The organism is Kaistia nematophila, assembly GCF_026343855.1.
GTDB classification, from domain to species: Bacteria; Pseudomonadota; Alphaproteobacteria; order Rhizobiales; family Kaistiaceae; genus Kaistia; species Kaistia nematophila.
Map to the genome: position 1 here is coordinate 800341 of NZ_JAPKNK010000002.1, position 17172 is coordinate 817512.

The window sequence follows — 17172 nt, forward strand, 5'->3', positions numbered from 1 at the left end:
GTCACTCCACACCCCTGCCCGCCTTCGCGCGATGCCGCGCGCGACGAGATCACCGGTTCTCGAAAGGTGCGGTCTTATACACGCATGCTTCGGAGGAGGCTACCGCAAGCGACGGCACGTCACCTGCCCGTCAGAACCAGGACGCGACCCAATGCCAGAGGCGATCCTTGAAGCTGACGAAGGCGGGCGGCGGGATGATTTCCGGCGGCTTGGCCGACTTGGCGCCATCCGGCACCAGCCGCGACACCCAGATCTCGCCATCCGTGTAGTAGGGGTCGCCCTCGCCGTTGCGACCGTTCACGGTCGGGCCGATGCCGGTGACCTGATACGTCGCCTCTACCATGCCGGCCTTCTGCAAATCATCGGTCAGTTGGTCGCGCACGGCATCGATGTCGGGGCCGATGTGATGGGTCACCTGGCCGGTGTCGTGGCTGAGACCGACGCCGCGATCGAAGGTGGCGGAACCGAGCCAGACCGGCCGGCCCTCCGCGCCTCTGTCGAGCACCTGCCAGAAGCGGACATGGTCGCGCTTGTCGGCGCTCTCGCCGACCGGCTTCTCGAAGGCGAAATCCTCGCGCCGGCCATCATAGAAGAGCGGGCTGACGGGAGCGTCGTGATAGGGCCGGTCGAGCACGACGCTGCCGACGATCTCGATGCTGGAGCGCCATGTGATCGGATCGGCCGGATACCAGCCCGCGCCATGCATGGCCCGCAGCACGTCCTCCTTGCCGCCGACGAGGCCGACATTGAGCGGGTCGCCGGGAATGCCCTGCGCGGTGTGGGTCACCATCGGCCGGTCGGCAAGGCCCGGTTGGTGCTCGTAATGCGTCCATGCCATCGGCAGCACGACATAGGCGGCGAGGCCATAGAGCAGCAGCACGGCGACGAGGCCCGTGGCCAAGTTGCGCAGCCTCAGCCGCCTGGAAAGCCCCTTGTTCGCCGATGCCATCGCACTGCCCCCCGTGAAGGGTTGCATCATGACGCCGCTGCAAGCCGGCGCAAGGCCTCGGCGGTCTCGTCGTCGGCCGGAAAGAAGGATTCCACCGCCAGTTCCGAAAGCGTCACGTCGACCGGGGTTCCGAACAGCGTGGTGGCCGAAATGAAGGAGAGCGTCTCGTCGCCGAGGCGGACGCGGTAGGGCACGGCGATGCCGCCGAAATCGTCCTCGGCGGCCCGCCCTTTCGGCGCCGGCGGCGCCGGATAGGCGCGCAATTCGTCCAGCAGGTCGGCGAGCCCCGCATCGCCGCACAGGTCGATCTCATGCGCCAGCCGCGCCAGAAGATACGCCCGCCATTCCGCGAAATTGAGCGTGCGCGGCGCCAGCCCGTTCGGGTGCAGCGCCAGCCGCAGGACATTGACCGGTGGCTCCAGCAGGGCCGCATCGACGCCGGCGACGAGCCGCATGATGGCGGCGTTGGCGGCGACGAGGTTCCACTGCCGGTCGATCGCCAGCGCCGGATAGGGCTCGTGTCCCTCGATGATGCGCTCGACCGCCCGACGGGCGGCAGCGAAACCGGCATCGTCCAGCTTTCTCTCGCGGTAGACCGGGGCGAAGCCCGCAGCGACCAGCATCCGGTTCTGCTCGCGCAGGGGAACCTCCAGCTCGGCGGCGAGCCGCAGCACCATGTCCCGGCTCGGTCGCGATCGGCCGGTCTCGATGAAGCTCAGATGCCGCGTCGACATCTCTGCATCGCCGGCAAGTTCCATCTGGCTGAGCCGCCGGCGTTGCCGCCAGTCGCGGATCTGTTCGCCGATCGGGCGGGGATTCGGTTCCATGCGGCGACGATACGGCAAGCCCGGGCGTCGATCCAATTACCTCGGACGTAATCGACTTCATGCCCTCGGCCCGCAAATCTCCGGCCTGTCAGCAACGACGAACCGAGGAACCGGATCATGAACATCACCCGCCACCCCCATTTCCTGCGCCGCCTGCTCCTGGCGGACGCGGCCAGTTGCCTCGCCATCGGCGCCGCCCTGGCGCTCGGCCCCGGGCTCGTCGCAGACCTGCTCGGACTGCCGGCCGACCTGCTGCGCGCGGCCGGCCTGGTGCTGCTGCCCTTCGCCGCCTTCGTGCTGTTCGTCGCCAGCCGGCCGATCCTCTCACGGCCTGGCGTCTGGCTGATCATCGGCTGCAACGCCGTCTGGGTCACCGGCAGCACTGCCCTGTTGATCGGAGGCTTCGCCGCGCCGACGGCACTCGGCATCGTCTTCGTGGTCGCGCAGGCCTTCGTCGTCGCCGTGGTGGCGGAGCTGGAGGCAATGGGCCTGCGCGCCACCTCGCCGATCCCGGCCTGATCTTTCCCCCTCCCCGCGCGAGCGGCGCCCGCTCGCGATCCCTCCCAACTGCCCCCTGGAGATTGACCATGACCAACACCGCAGCACTCGTCGAACGCTACATCGCCAGCTGGAACGAGACCGACGCCGCCAAGCGCCGCGACCTGATCGCCGCGACCTTCACGGAGGAGGCCGCCTATGTCGACCCGATGATGAAGAGCCAGGGCCATGGCGGCATCGACCAGATGCTGGCGGCCGTGCAAGAGCGCTTCACCGGCCTCCGCATCAAGCAGGTCGGCAAGGTCGATGCTTATGAGGATCGGGTCCGTTTCTCGTGGGAACTCGGCCCGGAAGGCGGGCCTTCGGTCGCCGGCGGCACCGATTTCGCAACGATCGAAGCTGGCAGGCTTGCAAGCGTCGTCGGCTTCCTCGACTTCGCGCCGGGTGCCTAGCCGTCGACGAGGCTCGCCCAGAGATGGGTGGTGGCGAGGCTTCGATGCGGGGCAAAAGCCAGCATCGAAGCCTCCTGCGCCTTAATGTCGGGACGCTCGGCAAGGCCATGCAATCGCTGCAGCGCGGTGGCGAGGCCGGAATCGCCGATCGGCGCCATGTCGGGAAAGCCGAAGCCGCGCAGCAGGATGTAGCGCGCCGTCCAGGTACCGATGCCGCGCACGGCGACAAGCGCCGCCTCCGCCTCGACGGCGGATCCGGCGGCAAGCGCATCAAGCGAGAGTTGCCCTTCGACGATCAATCCCGCGACGCCAATCAGGTAGCTCGCCTTGGAGCGCGAAAAGCGTAGTGCGGTCAAATCCTCCATCTCCAGCGCCGCGACGCGGAACGGATCCGGATGGGCATAGAGGCCGCTTGCGGCGTGACGCACCCCGGCGCGCTCGATCATGGCGCGACGGAGCGCGGCGGCGAAGGTCAGGTTGATCTGCTGGCCGATTACCGCCCAGCAGACGGCGTCCCAGATATCGGCCGTCAAGGGAATGCGCAGCCCGCTGCGGGAGCCGACGATGCGGGCGCCATCGGCGCGCGGCGCCACCAGCGCCTCGAAGCCGACGGGATCGCTGCCGAGCCCGAGCATGCGCGAAACGATCCGCTCCACAGCGTCCGAAGACAACGCGTCCGTATCGATGCGGATATCGGCTCTCGGCTCGACGGAATTGTCGGAATGCGCAAGATCGATTTCGAGAAGATGCCCGGTGCCATCGATCAGGAGAGTCTTCGCGATGATCCGCCCCTCGACCCGCTCGCTGACGCTGAGCCGGTCCCGGCCATGATAAGCGAGCGCATATTCCGGCCGGAATCCGGCTGGCAGGCTCAGGGTCCATTCCATTCCGCGCGTTTCCCTCATGCCGCAACATCGGCCGGTCGATTGCGCTGCGCTAGCCCGATGCCGACAGCGCCGCCATCCGGTTCTTGCTACGGAATTCGAAGGCGACGGGAACGGCGAAGCCGGGACGCGGTCAACCGTTGCGGCGGTGCCGGATGCTCGGCTCGCGCATGGTGACGAGTTCCTCGGCGGCGGTCGGATGCAGCGCCATGGTCGAGTCGAAATCGGCCTTGGTGGCGCGCATCTTCAGCGTGATGGCGACGATCTGCACGATCTCGCCGGCATCGGGGCCGAGGATGTGGCAGCCGATGACGCGGTCGCTGTCGGCATCGACGAGCAGCTTCATCAGCGTCTTCTCGTTGCGCCCCGAAAGCGTGTGCTTCATCGGCCGGAAGCTGGTCTGGTAGACATCGACCGCCGGGAATTCGGCCAGCGCCTCTTCCTCGGCAAGGCCGACCGAGCCGATCTCGGGCTGCGAGAACACGGCCTTCGGGATGCCGAGATGATCGACCGAGATGCGCTTGCCGCCGAAAACCGTATCGGCGAAGGCGTGGCCCTCGCGGATCGCGACCGGCGTCAGATTGACCCGGTTGGTGACGTCGCCGACCGCGTAGATCGAGGGAACATTCGACTGCGAGAATTCGTCGACGACGATGGCGGAAGCGCCGTCGAGCTGGACCCCGGCATTTTCAAGCCCGAGCCCGCGCGTATTAGGGATCCGGCCCGTCGCGATCATGACCTCGCCGGCCGGCAGCGCCTCGCCGTTGCGGGTACGCGCCAGCAGGCCGTCCGCCGTCTTCTCGATCGAGGTCAGCACGTCGCCGGTCAGGACGCGGATGCCCTTCTTCTCCATCTCCTCGCGCAGGGTGCGACGCAGGTCGGCGTCGAAGCCGCGCAGGACGGCGTCGCCGCGATGGATCAGGGTCGTCTCGACGCCGAGGCCGTTGAAGATGCCAGCGAACTCGACGGCGATGAAGCCGCCGCCGACGATGACAATCTTCTCCGGCAGGCGCGGCAGATGGAAGGCCTCGTTCGACGAGATCGCCAGTTCTCTACCCGGCAGGTCCGGCTCGATGAACGGCGCGGCGCCCGTCGCGACCAGGATGTACCTGGCCGTGACGAGGCGATCCTCGCCGACGAGCCGCACCGTGTGCGGATCGACGATCTCCGCCCGCGTCTGCACCAGCTTGGCGCCGGAGCGCTCGAGATTGCGGATGTAGATCCCGTTCAGGCGATCGATTTCCGTATCCTTGGCCGCCACGAGGCGCGACCAGTCGAAGGTCGCCTCCCCCGGCGTCCAGCCAAAGCCGACGGAATCCTCGAACTCCTCGGCGAAGCGCGAGGCATAGACGAACAGCTTTTTCGGCACGCAGCCGCGGATCACGCAGGTGCCGCCGACGCGATACTCCTCCGCAACCATGACGCTGGCGCCATGGCCGGCGGCGATCCGGCCGGCGCGAACGCCGCCGGAACCGGCTCCGATGATGAAGAGATCGACGTCGAACTGGGTCATGAGAGGATTTCGGCTTCCGGGGCTTCGACTTAGAAGTCGATGCCCTTCTTCTTCAGGTTCTCGCGGGACTTTTCGAACAGCTCTTCGCCGACGCGATCCGACCAACCCTTGACCGACTGCAGCGTCTCACCGACGACCTGCGGGCCGATATCGGCGAGCTTGGCGCCGGCCGGGCTCTTGTAGAAGGTCGAGATCGCGTTCAGCTCGTCCTCGGAGAAGTGCTTGGCCCAGATGCGGGCGACGTCGTTGTCGAGGTCCTTGCGGCGGGCGACGAGCTCGAGCGCCTGGGCGTCGACCACTTCGGCGATCGCCTGGTGCTGGTCCGGACGAAGGCGGATCAGCTTGTTCTGGGTCTGCTGCGACAGGAGCGGCAGCAGATTGTCGAAGCCGCGCGAGGTCTTGGCCGCATGGACCGCCTCGAGCGCCGCAGCGACGTGGGAATCGGTCACTTCCTGCGCCTGAGCGAAGCCGGCCGAGCCCATGGCCAGGCCGGCGGCCAGCACGGCGGCGCCGATGGATTTGCGGATGAAGGTCATGGAGAAACTCCCGATGGGCGAAATGATGTTAAGCCACCAACCAGCTGATGCCTTCCGGCCGAGCGATGACGGCGGCAGATGCAAGTCCGATGAAGAGACCGTGCTCCACGACCCCCGGAATCGCGGCAAGAGCGAGACTCAAGGCTTCTGGATCGCGAATAAGGCCAAAAGATGCATCGATGATGGCGTGACCACCATCGGTGACGAAGGGAGAGCCATCGGCGGCGAGACGTCGCGTCAGGCTCGAGGGCATGTCCAGCCGGCGGGCCGTATCGGCGATCGCCGCCGTGGTGGCGCCGATGCCGAAATGATTGACCTCGATCGGCAGCGGAAAGGCGCCGAGCGTTTCGACCAGCTTGGAGCCGTCGGCGATGACGATCATCCGGCTTGACGCCGCCGCGACGATCTTTTCGCGCAGCAGCGCGCCGCCGCCGCCCTTTATCAGGCGCAGCCGGATGTCGAGTTCGTCGGCGCCGTCGATGGTCAGGTCGAGATGCGGCAGTTCCTCCAGCGTCGCCAGCGGAACGCCTTCGGCCCGCGCCAGCTCCGCCGTGCGCTCCGACGAGGGAACGCCGACCACCGACAGACCGCCGCGAACGCGCGCGCCAAGACCGCGGATGAAATGATTGGCGGTCGACCCGGAACCGAGGCCGAGCTTCATGCCGTCCTCGACCTGCTCGAGGGCCGCGAGCGCCGCCTGCTTCTTGAGTTCGTCGCTGGAAATCATCTGGCACTTCAGGTTGCGGTGTGATGCCGATCCGGCGCGGCTTGTTAGCATGGGGCGTGGCCGCCGCCAACGCCCACGCGACATCGTCCCGCCTTTCAGGCGATGAATGGAGTTGGTAGGTTCGCGAACCTCCATGAACGGAATCCCCTCCCCGATGCGCCCCATCCTCGTCTTCGATCTCGACGGCACGCTCGTCGACACCGCGACCGACCTCGTCGCGACGCTCAACGTCGTGCTCGAACAGGAGGGCCTCGCCACTGTGCGTTATGAGGATGCGCGGGCGATGGTCGGCCATGGCGCCCGCGTCCTGATCGAGCGCGGCCTCGCCGCCAACAACGTCACCCGCGACACGGCGACGATCGACCGGCTGTTCGACACCTACATCGCCTATTACGCGGCCCATATCGCCGATACGAGCCGCCCCTTCGACGGCGTCATCGCGGCGCTGGATCACTTCGCCGCCGAAGGCTGGCTGCTCGCCGTCTGCACCAACAAGCTCGAGGGGCTGTCGATGCTGCTGCTCGACGAGCTCGGCCTTTCCGATCGCTTCGCGGCGATCTGCGGCGCGGACACCTTCGCGGCGCGGAAGCCCGACCCGCTCGCCCTCAACGAGACCATCCGCCGCGCCGGCGGCGATCCGCGCCGCGCCGTGATGATCGGCGATTCGAAGACCGACATCGACACGGCCAAGGCGGCCGGCATTCCCGTCGTCGCGGTGGATTTCGGCTACACGCCCGTTCCCGTCACTGAGCTGGGCCCCGACGTGGTGATCAGCCATTTCGACGAGCTGAAGGGCGCGGTCGCCGGTCTGGCCGTCCACGCCTGAAAACGGATCGAGCGAGGCGGGGCCCGCCTCGCTCGATCCGACTTATCCGAAAAAGTCTTGAGCCCGGCGACTGCACCTAGTGGCAGCGCTTGGCGGTGACCTTGATCGGCTTCATGTCGAGCCGCACGAGCTTGCCGGTCAGCGCGAAGTCGCCATAGTCGAGCCGCATCCGCCGCGTCACGCCATTCTCGTAAACGATAAACGACAGCTCATAGGCGGGCGACTGTTCTCCGTTCGCCTTCTGGTCGAAGTAGCTCAGCGTGACGGGCCAATGCCGGACATTGGCGATGCCGGCCTGCTTGGCGGTCGCTTCGTCTCCAAGGTCGTCCGCGCCGGAATTCGTCGCGCCGATCACCGCCGCGGTCGCATAGGGCTTCTCGCCCTTCTCCGAGCCGTCGAAGAGCCCGACCTCGACGAAGCGGTCGCCGCGCATCGCCGCATCAATGATCGTTGCGAGATGCTGGTTCGGGAACTGGAACGTCGGGGCGATGTCGAAGCGCTCGGACTTCGGCTTGGCGAGCGTCACATGCAGCTTGCCGCCCTCACGCTCGGCCGAACCGGTCGAATCCTCGGCCAGCGTGCCGTCGACATAGCTCTTGGTGGCGAAGCTGAAGCTCTTGCCGTCGGCATCCTCGAAGGTCGAGGTAGCGACATCGGTGAGCCGGGAATTGCCGTCGCCGTCGCTGATGCGCGTCACGAAACGGAGCTTTGTATTGTAGCCGTCGCACCGCGTGCCGGAGAAGTCATAGACCATCCGCCCCTCGGCATCGCTGACCGTCTCGGACTTGCCGCCGGAGTCGAGCCTGAGGTCATAGACGGCCTGATGCGCGGCGAACGGCAGCTTGGCCGGCGCGGGCGAAAGGGCGACGGCCGATCCCGCCATGACCAGCAAGGATGCGACACCCGCAGCCAGCGCCAGACCCCTGCGACCTGCACCCATTGAAACGCTCATGCTCACTCCCATCGTCGTCAAGCCGACATAGGGCTGACATAGAGCGCATTTCAATCAGCAAAACGGCGAAACGTCTACGCATCACATACACGGCTTCGCCACCCACGGACGGGCGCCGCGCTTGCAGGCGCCGCGGAATCAAGCGAAACCGAGAAAAACCTCAGAAGCCATTGGAGAACCCCATGTCGAGCCAGATCGAAAGCCGCCTCGAAGCTCTCGGAATCGTGTTGCCCGCGGCGGTCGCGCCGGCCGCGAACTACGTGCCGGCCGTGGAGAGTCGCGGCTATCTCTACATCTCGGGCCAGATCCCGATGGGCCCGAACGGCATCGAGTATGTCGGCAAGCTCGGCCGCGAACTGGGCCTGGAGGAAGGCCGCGCCGCCGCCCGCCTCTGCGCCATCAACATCCTGGCCCAGGCGAAGGCCGCCCTCGGCGACCTCGAGCGGATCGGCCGCGTCGTCAAGCTGGTCGGCTTCGTCAACTCCGATCCGGAATTCGGCGACCAGCCCAAGGTGGTCAACGGCGCCTCGGATCTGATGGTCGAGGTTCTCGGCGACAAGGGGCGCCACGCCCGCTCGGCCGTCGGCGTCGCCGCCCTGCCCTTCGGCGTCGGCGTCGAGGTCGAAGCCATCCTCGAGATCGCCTGACCGGTCATGAGCAGCCCCAACTCGACCGCGGCCCCCGCCTGGCTGACCGCGCGCCCGATCGCCCACCGCGCCTACCATGACGCGGCGAGCGGCCGGGTCGAAAACACGCTCTCGGCCGTGCGCGCCGCGATCGACCGCAATTTCGCGATCGAGGTCGACTTGCAGCTGACCGCCGACGGCGCCGTCGTCGTCTTCCATGACGACACGGTCGACCGCCTGCTGCAGGCGAGCGGCCGCGTCGACGCGATGTCGCTCGCCAGCCTCAAGGCCACCGCCTTCAGGCAGGGCGGCGACACCGTGCCCACGCTGGCCGAGCTGCTCGAGACCGTCGCCGGCAAGGTTCCGCTGGTGATCGAGCTGAAGAGCAACTTCGACGGCAACCGCCGGCTGGAAGCGGCCGTCGCGCCGATCCTCGCGGCCTATGCCGGTCCGGCGGTTGTGATGTCGTTCGACCCGGACTCGATGGCCGTCATGCAGTGGCTGCTGCCGTCGATACCGCGCGGCATCGTCGCCGACCGCTACACCGATCTCGACGAATGGGGCTACCTCACGCCGCGCCAGCGTTTCGCGCTGCGCAATCTCTCGGCCGTGCCGAAGGTCGGCGCCGGCTTCGTCTCGTACGACCTGAACGGCCTGCCTTCCTTCGCCCCCTCGATGGTGCGCGCCGGCGGCCTGCCTTTGATCACCTGGACCGTGCGGACGCGCGAGCAGGCCGAGAAGGCCAGGCTCTATACCGACCAGATCACCTTCGAGGGGTTCGATCCCGACCAGGGCTGAGCTGCGGTCGGCCGAAGACGGCTTTCGCGGCCCGGCGCCGCGGAAGCCATTGCGCCGGAGAGCACGGCGCGACTTGCGCTTGCGGCGTTTCGCCATAGATGCTGGGATGTCCCATGCGCTCAAGCGAGATCGTCCTCCCCCCATGACCGCTTCCACCGATGCGCGCCTCAGCGTCCTCTCCTCGCTCGCCGAATTCGATCGGCAGCAATGGGACGCCTGCGCCAATCCCGGCTGGCCATCCGCCCGCCCGTTCGGCGCTGATCCCTCAGCTTTTCTAAAGGCTTACCATCGACGCGCGGTATCCGGACCTGAAGCCGGCGCGCTTGAATCAAAATCTCAGCGACCCGCCTATAACCCTTTCATTTCCTACGACTTTCTGCATGCACTGGAAGAATCCGGCTCAGCCACCGGCCGCACCGGCTGGCAGGCGCGGCATCTCGTGCTCGACGGCGAGGACGGCAAGCCGGTCGGCATCGTGCCCTGCTACCAGAAGCCCCATTCGATGGGCGAATATGTCTTCGACCAGGGCTGGGCCGATGCCTATGAGCGGGCCGGCGGCAACTATTACCCGAAGCTGCAAGTCTCGGTTCCGTTCACGCCGGCGACCGGGCGACGGCTGCTGACGCGGGCCGATGCGCCGCCGGCCGCGCGCGAGCTGCTGGTGGCGGGCCTGCTGGAACTCTGCCGCCAGCTGCGCACCTCCTCCATCCACGCGACCTTCCTGGAAGAGCCCGACGCCGACCTCTTCGACGACAGCGGCTTCCTGGCCCGCATGGACCAGCAGTTCCATTTCATCAACGAGGGCTATCGCGACTTCGAGGACTTCCTCGCCGCGCTGGCCTCGCGCAAGCGCAAGACGATCCGGCGCGAGCGGCGCGAGGCGCTGGCCGGCGGGATCACCGTCGAGCACCTGACCGGCGCCGCCATCACGGAGGCCGACTGGGACGTCTTCTTCAGCTTCTACATGGACACGGGCTCGCGCAAATGGGGGCGTCCCTATCTCAACCGACGCTTCTTTTCGCTGCTCGGCGAGCGCATGGCCGACCGGGTCCTGCTGATCCTCGCCAGGCGCGACGGCATCCCGATCGCCGGCGCCCTCAACCTGATCGGCTCGGACGCGCTCTACGGCCGCTACTGGGGCGCCTCCGAAGACGTGCCCTTCCTGCATTTCGAGATCTGCTATCACCAGGCTGTCGACTGGGCGATCGCGCATAGCCTGCCGCGCGTCGAGGCCGGCGCGCAGGGCGACCACAAACTCGCGCGTGGCTATCGGCCGATCGTCACCCGCTCGGCCCATTTCATCGCCGATCGCGGGCTGCGCCGCGCCGTCGCCGACTATCTGTCGCGCGAGCGCGAAGCGGTTGCCGCCGATCACGAATTCCTCGACGAGCACACGCCGTTCAAAGCTGATACGTGATTGGCATGACAGCGATTCTCCTTTGGGTCGGTGCCGCGGCCATCCTGCTCGTGACCGAGCGGCAAGCGACGAAACCCGCCTCCGCCCTCGTGGCTTTCGCCTTCCTGACCGCCTGCTTCCTGCTGGTGGTCGGCGACCTGGAACGCGCCACCCTGCTGGCGCTGATTTTGGCGCTCACTTTGGTCGGCGCCTCCGCCGTCAAGCATCACCACAGCGGCATGAAGCTCGCCGTCGCCGACCTGGCGCTCACCTTTGCCGGCACCATCCCGTTCATGCTGCGGCAATACCGGCGGACGGCGGCGCTCACCATCGCCGGCGCGGTCCTGCTTTTCCTCGCCGCCCTCGCGACCCTGGCGCTCGTTCGCGGCGGCGCCTTTGCCGTCTCCACGCGACTGCTGATCCTGGCGGCCACCGCCGCCGCGCTCTACGCGCTCTGGCGAGTCAATGGCGGCACGGCCTACCGCACAGACGTGACGCAGCAGAAGCGTTTCTTCTCGTTTTTCATGATGTCGCTGGTCGATGTCGCGAGCTGGTGGCCGACAGGCGGCCTCCGGATGCTCGACGTCGCCGCGACGCCGCTGCCGCTCGCCGCCCCGATTCCGGCGCGATCGGAGATCCGCCCCGACATCATCGTCATCCAGCATGAATCGGTGTTCGATCCCCGCCTCTATGGCCTTCCCGTCGACGACCGCATCGCGGCGTTCCTGACGCCAAAGGACGGGCTCAACGGCACGCTGCATGTCGACATCTATGGCGGCGGCTCGTGGCAGACGGAATTCAGCCTGCTGACGGGGCTCTCCTCCGCCAGCTTCGGCCCGGATTCCTATTTCCTGTTCAAGAAGGGCGTCGGCCGCTTCCACCATTCGTTGCCGGGCGAACTCGCCGCCCTCGGCTACCGGACCATGCTCTCGACGAGTTGCCGGCGCGAGTTCATGAACTACGACGCGTTCTACGCGGGCATCGACGTCGACGAGCGGGTGTTCTCCGACGAATTCCCGCCGCCGTTCGATCTCGCCACCTTCGAGGTCAACAATTCCGACGCGGCCTTCTTCGCGGCGACACAGGGCGCGCTGGAACGCTCGATCGACCGCGACCCGGCGCCGCGTTTCCTGATGGCGCTGACCAATTTCAACCACGGCCCACACGAAACCCGCCTCGTCCCGCCGGGACAGTATGAGGATGAGCGACGCTTCGCGCTCGAAGCGCTGCCGGACGGCAATTACGGCGAATACTGCGCCCGCCTGAGCGAGACGGCCGACAGCTATGCCGCCTTCAAGGCGGCGCTGAAGACGCGCTATCCCGGCCGGCCGATGCTGATCGTCCGCTATGGCGACCACCAGCCGACGATGACGCGGGCGATCGAGGAGGCGCGCGGCATCCAGTCCGACGATCCGCGCCAGTTCGAGACCTTCTACGCGATCGAAGCGCTCCACTTCGATCCGGCGCTGCAAAGCGTGCCGGAGCGGCTCGACATCGCCATGCTCGGCACCGTGGCGCTGCAGGCCTCCGGCTTGCCGCTCGATGCCATCAGCGCGACGCGGGCCGAGTTGATCGGCGAATGCGGCGCGCACTATATGGCGACACAATCGGAGCGAAAGAACCGCTTCCACCGCACGCTGATCGACCAGGGCATGATCGACCTCGGCAAAGCAGCGCCGCAGGCCGCCGCCCTGCCCGAACGGGCCTGACCATCACGACGGGAGACATGCATGACCCAGTATGACGACGCCAACATCTTCGCCCGCATCCTGCGCGGGGAAATCCCGTCCCAGCGCGTCTACGAGGACGCCGAGACGGTCGCCTTCATGGATGTGATGCCGCAGGGACCCGGGCATCTGCTCGTCGTGCCGAAGGCGCCGTCGCGCAACCTGCTCGATGCGGATCCGGCCGTGCTCGCCCGCCTGATCCCGGTGGTGCAGAAGCTCGCCCGCGCAGCCAAGACCGCCTTCGCCGCCGACGGCGTGACGGTGATGCAGTTCAACGAACCGGCCTCCGGCCAGACTGTTTTCCACCTGCATTTCCACATCATCCCCCGCTTCGACGGCGAGCCGCTGCACCCGCATACCGGCGCGATGGAGAAGCCGGAGATCCTGGCGGAGAACGCCGAGCGGGTGCGCGCGGCGCTCAACGCGAACTAATCCGGAAAAATTCGTGCGCGCGCGTCACAGGCGGCCGGTCTGTCTCGTCTAGTCCCGTCAACCAACGGAGACGATCATGACCGAGAGACTGAACGCCTTTGCCGCCGCGCCGGAAGCCTTCAAGGCGATGCTCGAGTTCAGCGCCAGGATCAACGCGATCAGCATCGAGCACGGCCTGCAGGAACTGGTGAAGATCCGCGCCTCGCAGATCAATGGCTGCGCCAACTGCCTGCACATGCACACGGCCGATGCGCGCAAGCATGGCGAGACCGAGGAGCGGATCTACCTGCTCAGCGCCTGGCGCGAGTCGCTGCTCTACACGCCGCGCGAGCGCGCCGCGCTCGGCTGGACCGAGGCGCTGACGCTGGTCGCCCAGACCGGCGCGCCCGACGCGGACTATGAGGCGCTGAAGGCCGCGTTCACCCCCGCCGAGCAGGTCGAACTGACACTCCTGATCGGCACGATCAATTCGTGGAACCGGCTCGCCGTCGGCTTCCGCACCGTGCATCCGAACGACCGCAAGGCGGCCGCCCTCGCGGCGGCGTGATATACCCTCTCCCTGCCGCGGCGGTCATGCCGCGGCCGGGAGAGGCACAGACAGTTACGGAACTCCATGGCCGACGCGTCCTATCCCGAGTTCGAGCAGCACCGACGTTTCCTGACCGCGCTTGCCTATCGCATGCTCGGATCGCTGGCGGATGCGCAGGACATCGTCCAGGACGCGTTCCTGCGCTGGCACGGCTCGGCGCCGGCGGAGGTCGCGAGCCCGCGCGCTTGGCTGGGCACGACCGTCACCCGCCTCTGCCTCGACCTGATGAAATCGGCCCGCGCGCGCCGCGAGAACTATGTCGGCCAATGGCTGCCCGAACCGGTGATCGCGCCGCCGGCGGCGGCCGATGCCGCGCAGGCCGCCGAGGAGCGCATCGACTCGCCGGTCGCGCTGATGCTGGCGATGGAACGGCTGTCGCCGCTCGAGCGCGCCGTGTTCATCCTGCATGACCTGTTCGATTTCGAGTTCCGCGAGATCGCCGGCGCCATCGACCGCAGCGAGGCGGCCTGCCGCCAGTTGCTCGTCCGCGCGCGAAACCATGTCGGCGACACGGAACGACGCTATGATGTCGATGCCACGGAAGCGGCGCGGGTCGTGACCGCCTTCTTCGCCGCGACCTCCAGCGGCGACGCTTCGGCGCTTCGCAACCTTCTGGCGGATGCCGCCCGCCTCCATGGCGACGGCGGCGGCAAGCGCCCCGCCACGCTCAACGTGATCCATGGCGCGGACAAGATCGGCCGCTTCTTCGCGGGTATCCTCCAAAAGCCGGACGCCCGTCCGGTTCAGGTCTGGTCCGGGCCGCTCCGCATCAACGGCCTCCCCGGCTTCGTCTCGCTCGACCCGTTCGGAACGCTTCAGGCGATCGCGCTCGAACTCGAAAACGGCCGCATCGTCGCGATCTACAGCATGCGCAATCCCGACAAGCTCGCCGGTGCGGAAGCCTTCCTGCACCACGCGGACGCGTGATCCCGGAGCGCAAAAAAGAAAAAGGCGGGACTCCATCGCGTCCCGCCTTTCTTCATGTCGCAGCCGGACGGATCACTCCGTCTTCAGCGGCACTTTCGGCACCAGGCCGCCGCGCTTCGGCGGCGTCGGGGTTTCCGGAGCCGCCTTCTTGGCGCTGGCCGCCTTGCGGCGGGGCTTCGCCTTGGCCTTCGGCTCTTCCGGCTCGGGCTTCGGCGTCACCGGACCATCCTCGATCGGCTCGAGATGCAGCCCTGCCTCGCCGTCTTCCTTGGTCTCGACCGTCACCTTGACGGTGCCGCCCTTGCGCAGCTTGCCGAACAGCACTTCGTCAGCCAGGGGCTGCTTGATGTACTGCTGGATCACGCGGCCCAGCGGGCGGGCGCCCATCTGGCGGTCGTAGCCCTTGTGCGCCAGCCAATCGACCGCCTCCGGCGAGAGATCGAAGGTGACGCCACGGTCGGCCAGCTGTGCCTCGAGCTGCAGCACGAACTTCTGGACGACGCTGTGGACGACCTCGATCGGCAGATTGCCGAACTGGACGATGGCGTCGAGGCGGTTGCGGAACTCCGGCGCGAACAGGCGGTTGATCGCCTCCTGGTCGTCGGGGTCGCGCGTCGTCGACTTGAAGCCGATGGCGGGCTTGGCGAGATCGGCCGCGCCGGCATTGGTGGTCATGATCAGGATGACGTTCCTGAAATCGACCTGCTTGCCATTGTGGTCGGTCAGCTTGCCGTGATCCATCACCTGCAACAGGATGTTGAACAGATCCGGATGCGCCTTCTCGATCTCGTCGAGCAGCAGCACGCAATGCGGATGCTGGTCGACGCCGTCGGTCAGGAGACCGCCCTGGTCGAAGCCGACATAGCCGGGAGGCGCGCCGATCAGCCGCGAGACGGTGTGGCGTTCCATGTATTCCGACATGTCGAAGCGGATCAGCTCGACGCCGAGGCTGGCCGCCAATTGCTTGGCGACCTCGGTCTTGCCGACGCCCGTCGGACCGGCGAACAGGTAGGAGCCGATAGGCTTCTCCGGCTCGCGCAGGCCGGCACGCGCCAGCTTGATCGCCGAGGTGACCTGGGCGATGGCGCTGTCCTGGCCGTAGACGACGCGCTTCAGCGCCGCTTCCAGCCCCTTCAGCACTTCCTGGTCGTCCTTCGACACCGTCTTGGGCGGGATCCGCGCCATGGTGGCGATGGTGTCCTCGATCTCCTTGACGCCGATGGTCTTCTTGCGGCGGTTCTCCGGAATCAGCATCTGCGAGGCGCCGGTCTCGTCGATCACGTCGATCGCCTTGTCCGGCAACTTGCGGTCATGGATGTAGCGGGCCGACAGCTCCACCGCCGACTTGATCGCGTCGTTGGTGTAACGGACGCGGTGGAAGTCCTCGAAATAGGGCTTCAGGCCCTTCAGGATTTCGATCGCATCCGGAATGGTCGGCTCGTTGACGTCGATCTTCTGGAAGCGGCGGACGAGCGCCCGGTCCTTCTCGAAGAACTGCCGGTATTCCTTGTAGGTAGTCGAGCCGATGCAGCGGATCGAACCGCCCGCCAGGGCCGGCTTCAGCAGGTTCGAGGCATCCATGGCTCCGCCCGACGTCGCGCCCGCACCGATGACGGTGTGGATCTCGTCGATGAACAGGATCGAGCCGGGATATTCCTCGATCTCCTTGACGACCTGCTTCAGCCGCTCCTCGAAATCGCCGCGATAGCGGGTTCCGGCGAGCAGCGTGCCCATGTCGAGCGAGAAGATGGTCGAGCCGGCGAGCACGTCGGGGACATCGCCCTCGACGATCCGCTTGGCGAGGCCTTCGGCGATCGCCGTCTTGCCGACGCCGGGGTCGCCGACGAAGAGCGGATTGTTCTTCTGCCGGCGGCAGAGGACCTGGATGGTGCGCGCGATTTCGATGTCGCGGCCGATCAGCGGGTCGATCTTGCCCTTCTTCGCCTTCTCGTTGAGGTTGACGCAATAAGCATCCAGCGCGTCAGCCTTCTTCTTGCTTTCCTCGCGGCTGTCGACCGTGGCGGCGTCGTCATCGACGCCGTGCACCGGGCGGCTCTCGCTCATGCCGGCCCGCTTGGCGATGCCGTGCGAGATGTAGTTGACCGCGTCGTAGCGGGTCATGTCCTGCTCCTGCAGGAAGTAGGCGGCATGGCTCTCGCGCTCGGCGAAGATGGCGACGAGCACGTTGGCGCCGGTGACTTCCTCACGGCCGGACGACTGGACATGGATCACGGCGCGCTGGATGACGCGCTGGAAGCCGGCTGTGGGCTTCGAGTCCTCGTCGGGGCCGTGTGCCAGATTGGCCAGTTCGGTATCGATGTAGTCGATCAGGCTGCGCTTCAGCATGTCGAGGTCGACATTGCAGGCACGCATGACGGCTGCCGCGTCCTGATCCTCGATCAGAGCGAGCAGGAGATGTTCGAGTGTCGCATATTCCTGGTGTCGCTCGTTTGCGAAAGCGAGCGCCTGGTGGAGGGCCTTTTCGAGGCTGCGGGAGAATGACGGCACGTTAG

Annotated in this window: 18 protein-coding genes; 10 read left to right on the forward strand and 8 right to left on the reverse strand. The window is 66.9% G+C overall.

The window, feature by feature from the left end; translation table 11 throughout:
• Positions 1 to 130: 130 nt before the first annotated feature.
• Both OSH07_RS08035 and OSH07_RS08040 read right to left on the reverse strand, forming a co-directional pair.
• Positions 131 to 949: an LssY C-terminal domain-containing protein gene (locus tag OSH07_RS08035; RefSeq protein WP_266338091.1), complete on the reverse strand. Its 819-nt coding sequence runs from the start codon at positions 947 to 949 to the stop codon at positions 131 to 133.
• A 26-nt stretch (positions 950 to 975) separates the two neighbouring features.
• Positions 976 to 1776 (reverse strand): helix-turn-helix domain-containing protein, encoded by an 801-nt coding sequence (locus OSH07_RS08040; protein WP_266338092.1) that lies wholly within the window; start codon positions 1774 to 1776, stop codon positions 976 to 978.
• A gap of 117 nt (positions 1777 to 1893) precedes the next feature.
• Here OSH07_RS08040 and OSH07_RS08045 point away from each other — a divergent pair, with 117 nt between their 5' ends.
• Both OSH07_RS08045 and OSH07_RS08050 read left to right on the forward strand, forming a co-directional pair.
• The gene (locus OSH07_RS08045) at positions 1894 to 2295 is read left to right on the forward strand and encodes a hypothetical protein (protein ID WP_266338093.1); all 402 of its coding nucleotides are present in this window, start codon (positions 1894 to 1896) and stop codon (positions 2293 to 2295) included.
• Positions 2296 to 2363: 68 nt separating this feature from the next.
• The gene (locus tag OSH07_RS08050; RefSeq protein ID WP_266338094.1) at positions 2364 to 2726 is read left to right on the forward strand and encodes a nuclear transport factor 2 family protein; all 363 of its coding nucleotides are present in this window, start codon (positions 2364 to 2366) and stop codon (positions 2724 to 2726) included.
• Here OSH07_RS08050 and OSH07_RS08055 read toward each other — a convergent pair.
• From OSH07_RS08055 to rpiA, 4 genes are all read right to left on the reverse strand, one after another.
• Positions 2723 to 3613, reverse strand: coding sequence for a DNA-3-methyladenine glycosylase 2 (locus OSH07_RS08055; RefSeq protein WP_266338095.1), 891 nt, complete (start codon positions 3611 to 3613; stop codon positions 2723 to 2725). The two genes, OSH07_RS08050 and OSH07_RS08055, sit on opposite strands and share 4 nt — an antisense overlap.
• 130 nt (positions 3614 to 3743) lie before the next feature.
• Positions 3744 to 5123 carry a glutathione-disulfide reductase gene (gene gor / locus OSH07_RS08060; RefSeq protein WP_266338096.1) on the reverse strand — a complete coding sequence of 460 codons (1380 nt, stop codon included), beginning with the start codon at positions 5121 to 5123 and terminating at the stop codon, positions 3744 to 3746.
• Positions 5124 to 5152: 29 nt separating this feature from the next.
• Positions 5153 to 5659, reverse strand: coding sequence for a DUF2059 domain-containing protein (locus OSH07_RS08065; RefSeq protein WP_266338097.1), 507 nt, complete (start codon positions 5657 to 5659; stop codon positions 5153 to 5155).
• A gap of 28 nt (positions 5660 to 5687) precedes the next feature.
• Positions 5688 to 6386: a ribose-5-phosphate isomerase RpiA gene (rpiA, locus tag OSH07_RS08070; protein WP_266338098.1), complete on the reverse strand. Its 699-nt coding sequence runs from the start codon at positions 6384 to 6386 to the stop codon at positions 5688 to 5690.
• A 154-nt stretch (positions 6387 to 6540) separates the two neighbouring features.
• Between rpiA and gph the strand changes: the two genes are divergently transcribed.
• Positions 6541 to 7212 (forward strand): phosphoglycolate phosphatase, encoded by a 672-nt coding sequence (gene gph, locus OSH07_RS08075; protein ID WP_266338099.1) that lies wholly within the window; start codon positions 6541 to 6543, stop codon positions 7210 to 7212.
• Positions 7213 to 7288: 76 nt separating this feature from the next.
• Here gph and OSH07_RS08080 read toward each other — a convergent pair whose 3' ends face one another.
• Positions 7289 to 8164, reverse strand: coding sequence for a cell envelope integrity EipB family protein (locus tag OSH07_RS08080; protein WP_266338100.1), 876 nt, complete (start codon positions 8162 to 8164; stop codon positions 7289 to 7291).
• Between the two features lie 182 nt (positions 8165 to 8346).
• Between OSH07_RS08080 and OSH07_RS08085 the strand changes: the two genes are divergently transcribed.
• The 7 genes from OSH07_RS08085 (at position 8347) to sigJ (ending at position 14659) form a co-directional block, all read left to right on the forward strand.
• Positions 8347 to 8811, forward strand: a complete 465-nt coding sequence (locus tag OSH07_RS08085) for a RidA family protein (protein WP_266338101.1) — start codon at positions 8347 to 8349, stop codon at positions 8809 to 8811.
• A 6-nt stretch (positions 8812 to 8817) separates the two neighbouring features.
• Positions 8818 to 9588, forward strand: coding sequence for a glycerophosphodiester phosphodiesterase family protein (locus OSH07_RS08090; RefSeq protein WP_266338102.1), 771 nt, complete (start codon positions 8818 to 8820; stop codon positions 9586 to 9588).
• Between the two features lie 142 nt (positions 9589 to 9730).
• Positions 9731 to 11005: a GNAT family N-acetyltransferase gene (locus OSH07_RS08095; RefSeq protein ID WP_266338103.1), complete on the forward strand. Its 1275-nt coding sequence runs from the start codon at positions 9731 to 9733 to the stop codon at positions 11003 to 11005.
• 5 nt (positions 11006 to 11010) lie between these two features.
• Positions 11011 to 12693, forward strand: a complete 1683-nt coding sequence (locus OSH07_RS08100; RefSeq protein WP_266338104.1) for a sulfatase-like hydrolase/transferase — start codon at positions 11011 to 11013, stop codon at positions 12691 to 12693.
• 21 nt (positions 12694 to 12714) lie between these two features.
• On the forward strand, positions 12715 to 13143 hold the full coding sequence (locus OSH07_RS08105; RefSeq protein ID WP_266338105.1) for an HIT family protein: 429 nt from the start codon (positions 12715 to 12717) through the stop codon (positions 13141 to 13143).
• 76 nt (positions 13144 to 13219) lie between these two features.
• On the forward strand, positions 13220 to 13690 hold the full coding sequence (locus OSH07_RS08110) for a carboxymuconolactone decarboxylase family protein (protein WP_266338106.1): 471 nt from the start codon (positions 13220 to 13222) through the stop codon (positions 13688 to 13690).
• Between the two features lie 66 nt (positions 13691 to 13756).
• Entirely contained in the window at positions 13757 to 14659 is a 903-nt protein-coding gene (gene sigJ, locus OSH07_RS08115; protein ID WP_266338107.1) for an RNA polymerase sigma factor SigJ, read from the forward strand.
• A gap of 72 nt (positions 14660 to 14731) precedes the next feature.
• Here sigJ and clpA read toward each other — a convergent pair whose 3' ends face one another.
• Positions 14732 to 17167 carry an ATP-dependent Clp protease ATP-binding subunit ClpA gene (clpA, locus tag OSH07_RS08120; protein ID WP_266338108.1) on the reverse strand — a complete coding sequence of 812 codons (2436 nt, stop codon included), beginning with the start codon at positions 17165 to 17167 and terminating at the stop codon, positions 14732 to 14734.
• Positions 17168 to 17172 lie beyond the last annotated feature (5 nt).

Excerpts from the sequence above, each read along its gene's own strand:
- OSH07_RS08035 (WP_266338091.1), bottom strand. The coding sequence starts at position 949 with ATGGCATCGGCGAACAAGGGGCTTTCCAGGCGGCTGAGGCTGCGCAAC.
- OSH07_RS08040 (WP_266338092.1), bottom strand. The coding sequence starts at position 1,776 with ATGGAACCGAATCCCCGCCCGATCGGCGAACAGATCCGCGACTGGCGG.
- OSH07_RS08045 (WP_266338093.1), top strand. The coding sequence starts at position 1,894 with ATGAACATCACCCGCCACCCCCATTTCCTGCGCCGCCTGCTCCTGGCG.
- OSH07_RS08050 (WP_266338094.1), top strand. The coding sequence starts at position 2,364 with ATGACCAACACCGCAGCACTCGTCGAACGCTACATCGCCAGCTGGAAC.
- OSH07_RS08055 (WP_266338095.1), bottom strand. The coding sequence starts at position 3,613 with ATGGAATGGACCCTGAGCCTGCCAGCCGGATTCCGGCCGGAATATGCG.
- gor (WP_266338096.1), bottom strand. The coding sequence starts at position 5,123 with ATGACCCAGTTCGACGTCGATCTCTTCATCATCGGAGCCGGTTCCGGC.
- OSH07_RS08065 (WP_266338097.1), bottom strand. The coding sequence starts at position 5,659 with ATGACCTTCATCCGCAAATCCATCGGCGCCGCCGTGCTGGCCGCCGGC.
- rpiA (WP_266338098.1), bottom strand. The coding sequence starts at position 6,386 with ATGATTTCCAGCGACGAACTCAAGAAGCAGGCGGCGCTCGCGGCCCTC.
- gph (WP_266338099.1), top strand. The coding sequence starts at position 6,541 with ATGCGCCCCATCCTCGTCTTCGATCTCGACGGCACGCTCGTCGACACC.
- OSH07_RS08080 (WP_266338100.1), bottom strand. The coding sequence starts at position 8,164 with ATGAGCGTTTCAATGGGTGCAGGTCGCAGGGGTCTGGCGCTGGCTGCG.
- OSH07_RS08085 (WP_266338101.1), top strand. The coding sequence starts at position 8,347 with ATGTCGAGCCAGATCGAAAGCCGCCTCGAAGCTCTCGGAATCGTGTTG.
- OSH07_RS08090 (WP_266338102.1), top strand. The coding sequence starts at position 8,818 with ATGAGCAGCCCCAACTCGACCGCGGCCCCCGCCTGGCTGACCGCGCGC.
- OSH07_RS08095 (WP_266338103.1), top strand. The coding sequence starts at position 9,731 with ATGACCGCTTCCACCGATGCGCGCCTCAGCGTCCTCTCCTCGCTCGCC.
- OSH07_RS08100 (WP_266338104.1), top strand. The coding sequence starts at position 11,011 with ATGACAGCGATTCTCCTTTGGGTCGGTGCCGCGGCCATCCTGCTCGTG.
- OSH07_RS08105 (WP_266338105.1), top strand. The coding sequence starts at position 12,715 with ATGACCCAGTATGACGACGCCAACATCTTCGCCCGCATCCTGCGCGGG.
- OSH07_RS08110 (WP_266338106.1), top strand. The coding sequence starts at position 13,220 with ATGACCGAGAGACTGAACGCCTTTGCCGCCGCGCCGGAAGCCTTCAAG.
- sigJ (WP_266338107.1), top strand. The coding sequence starts at position 13,757 with ATGGCCGACGCGTCCTATCCCGAGTTCGAGCAGCACCGACGTTTCCTG.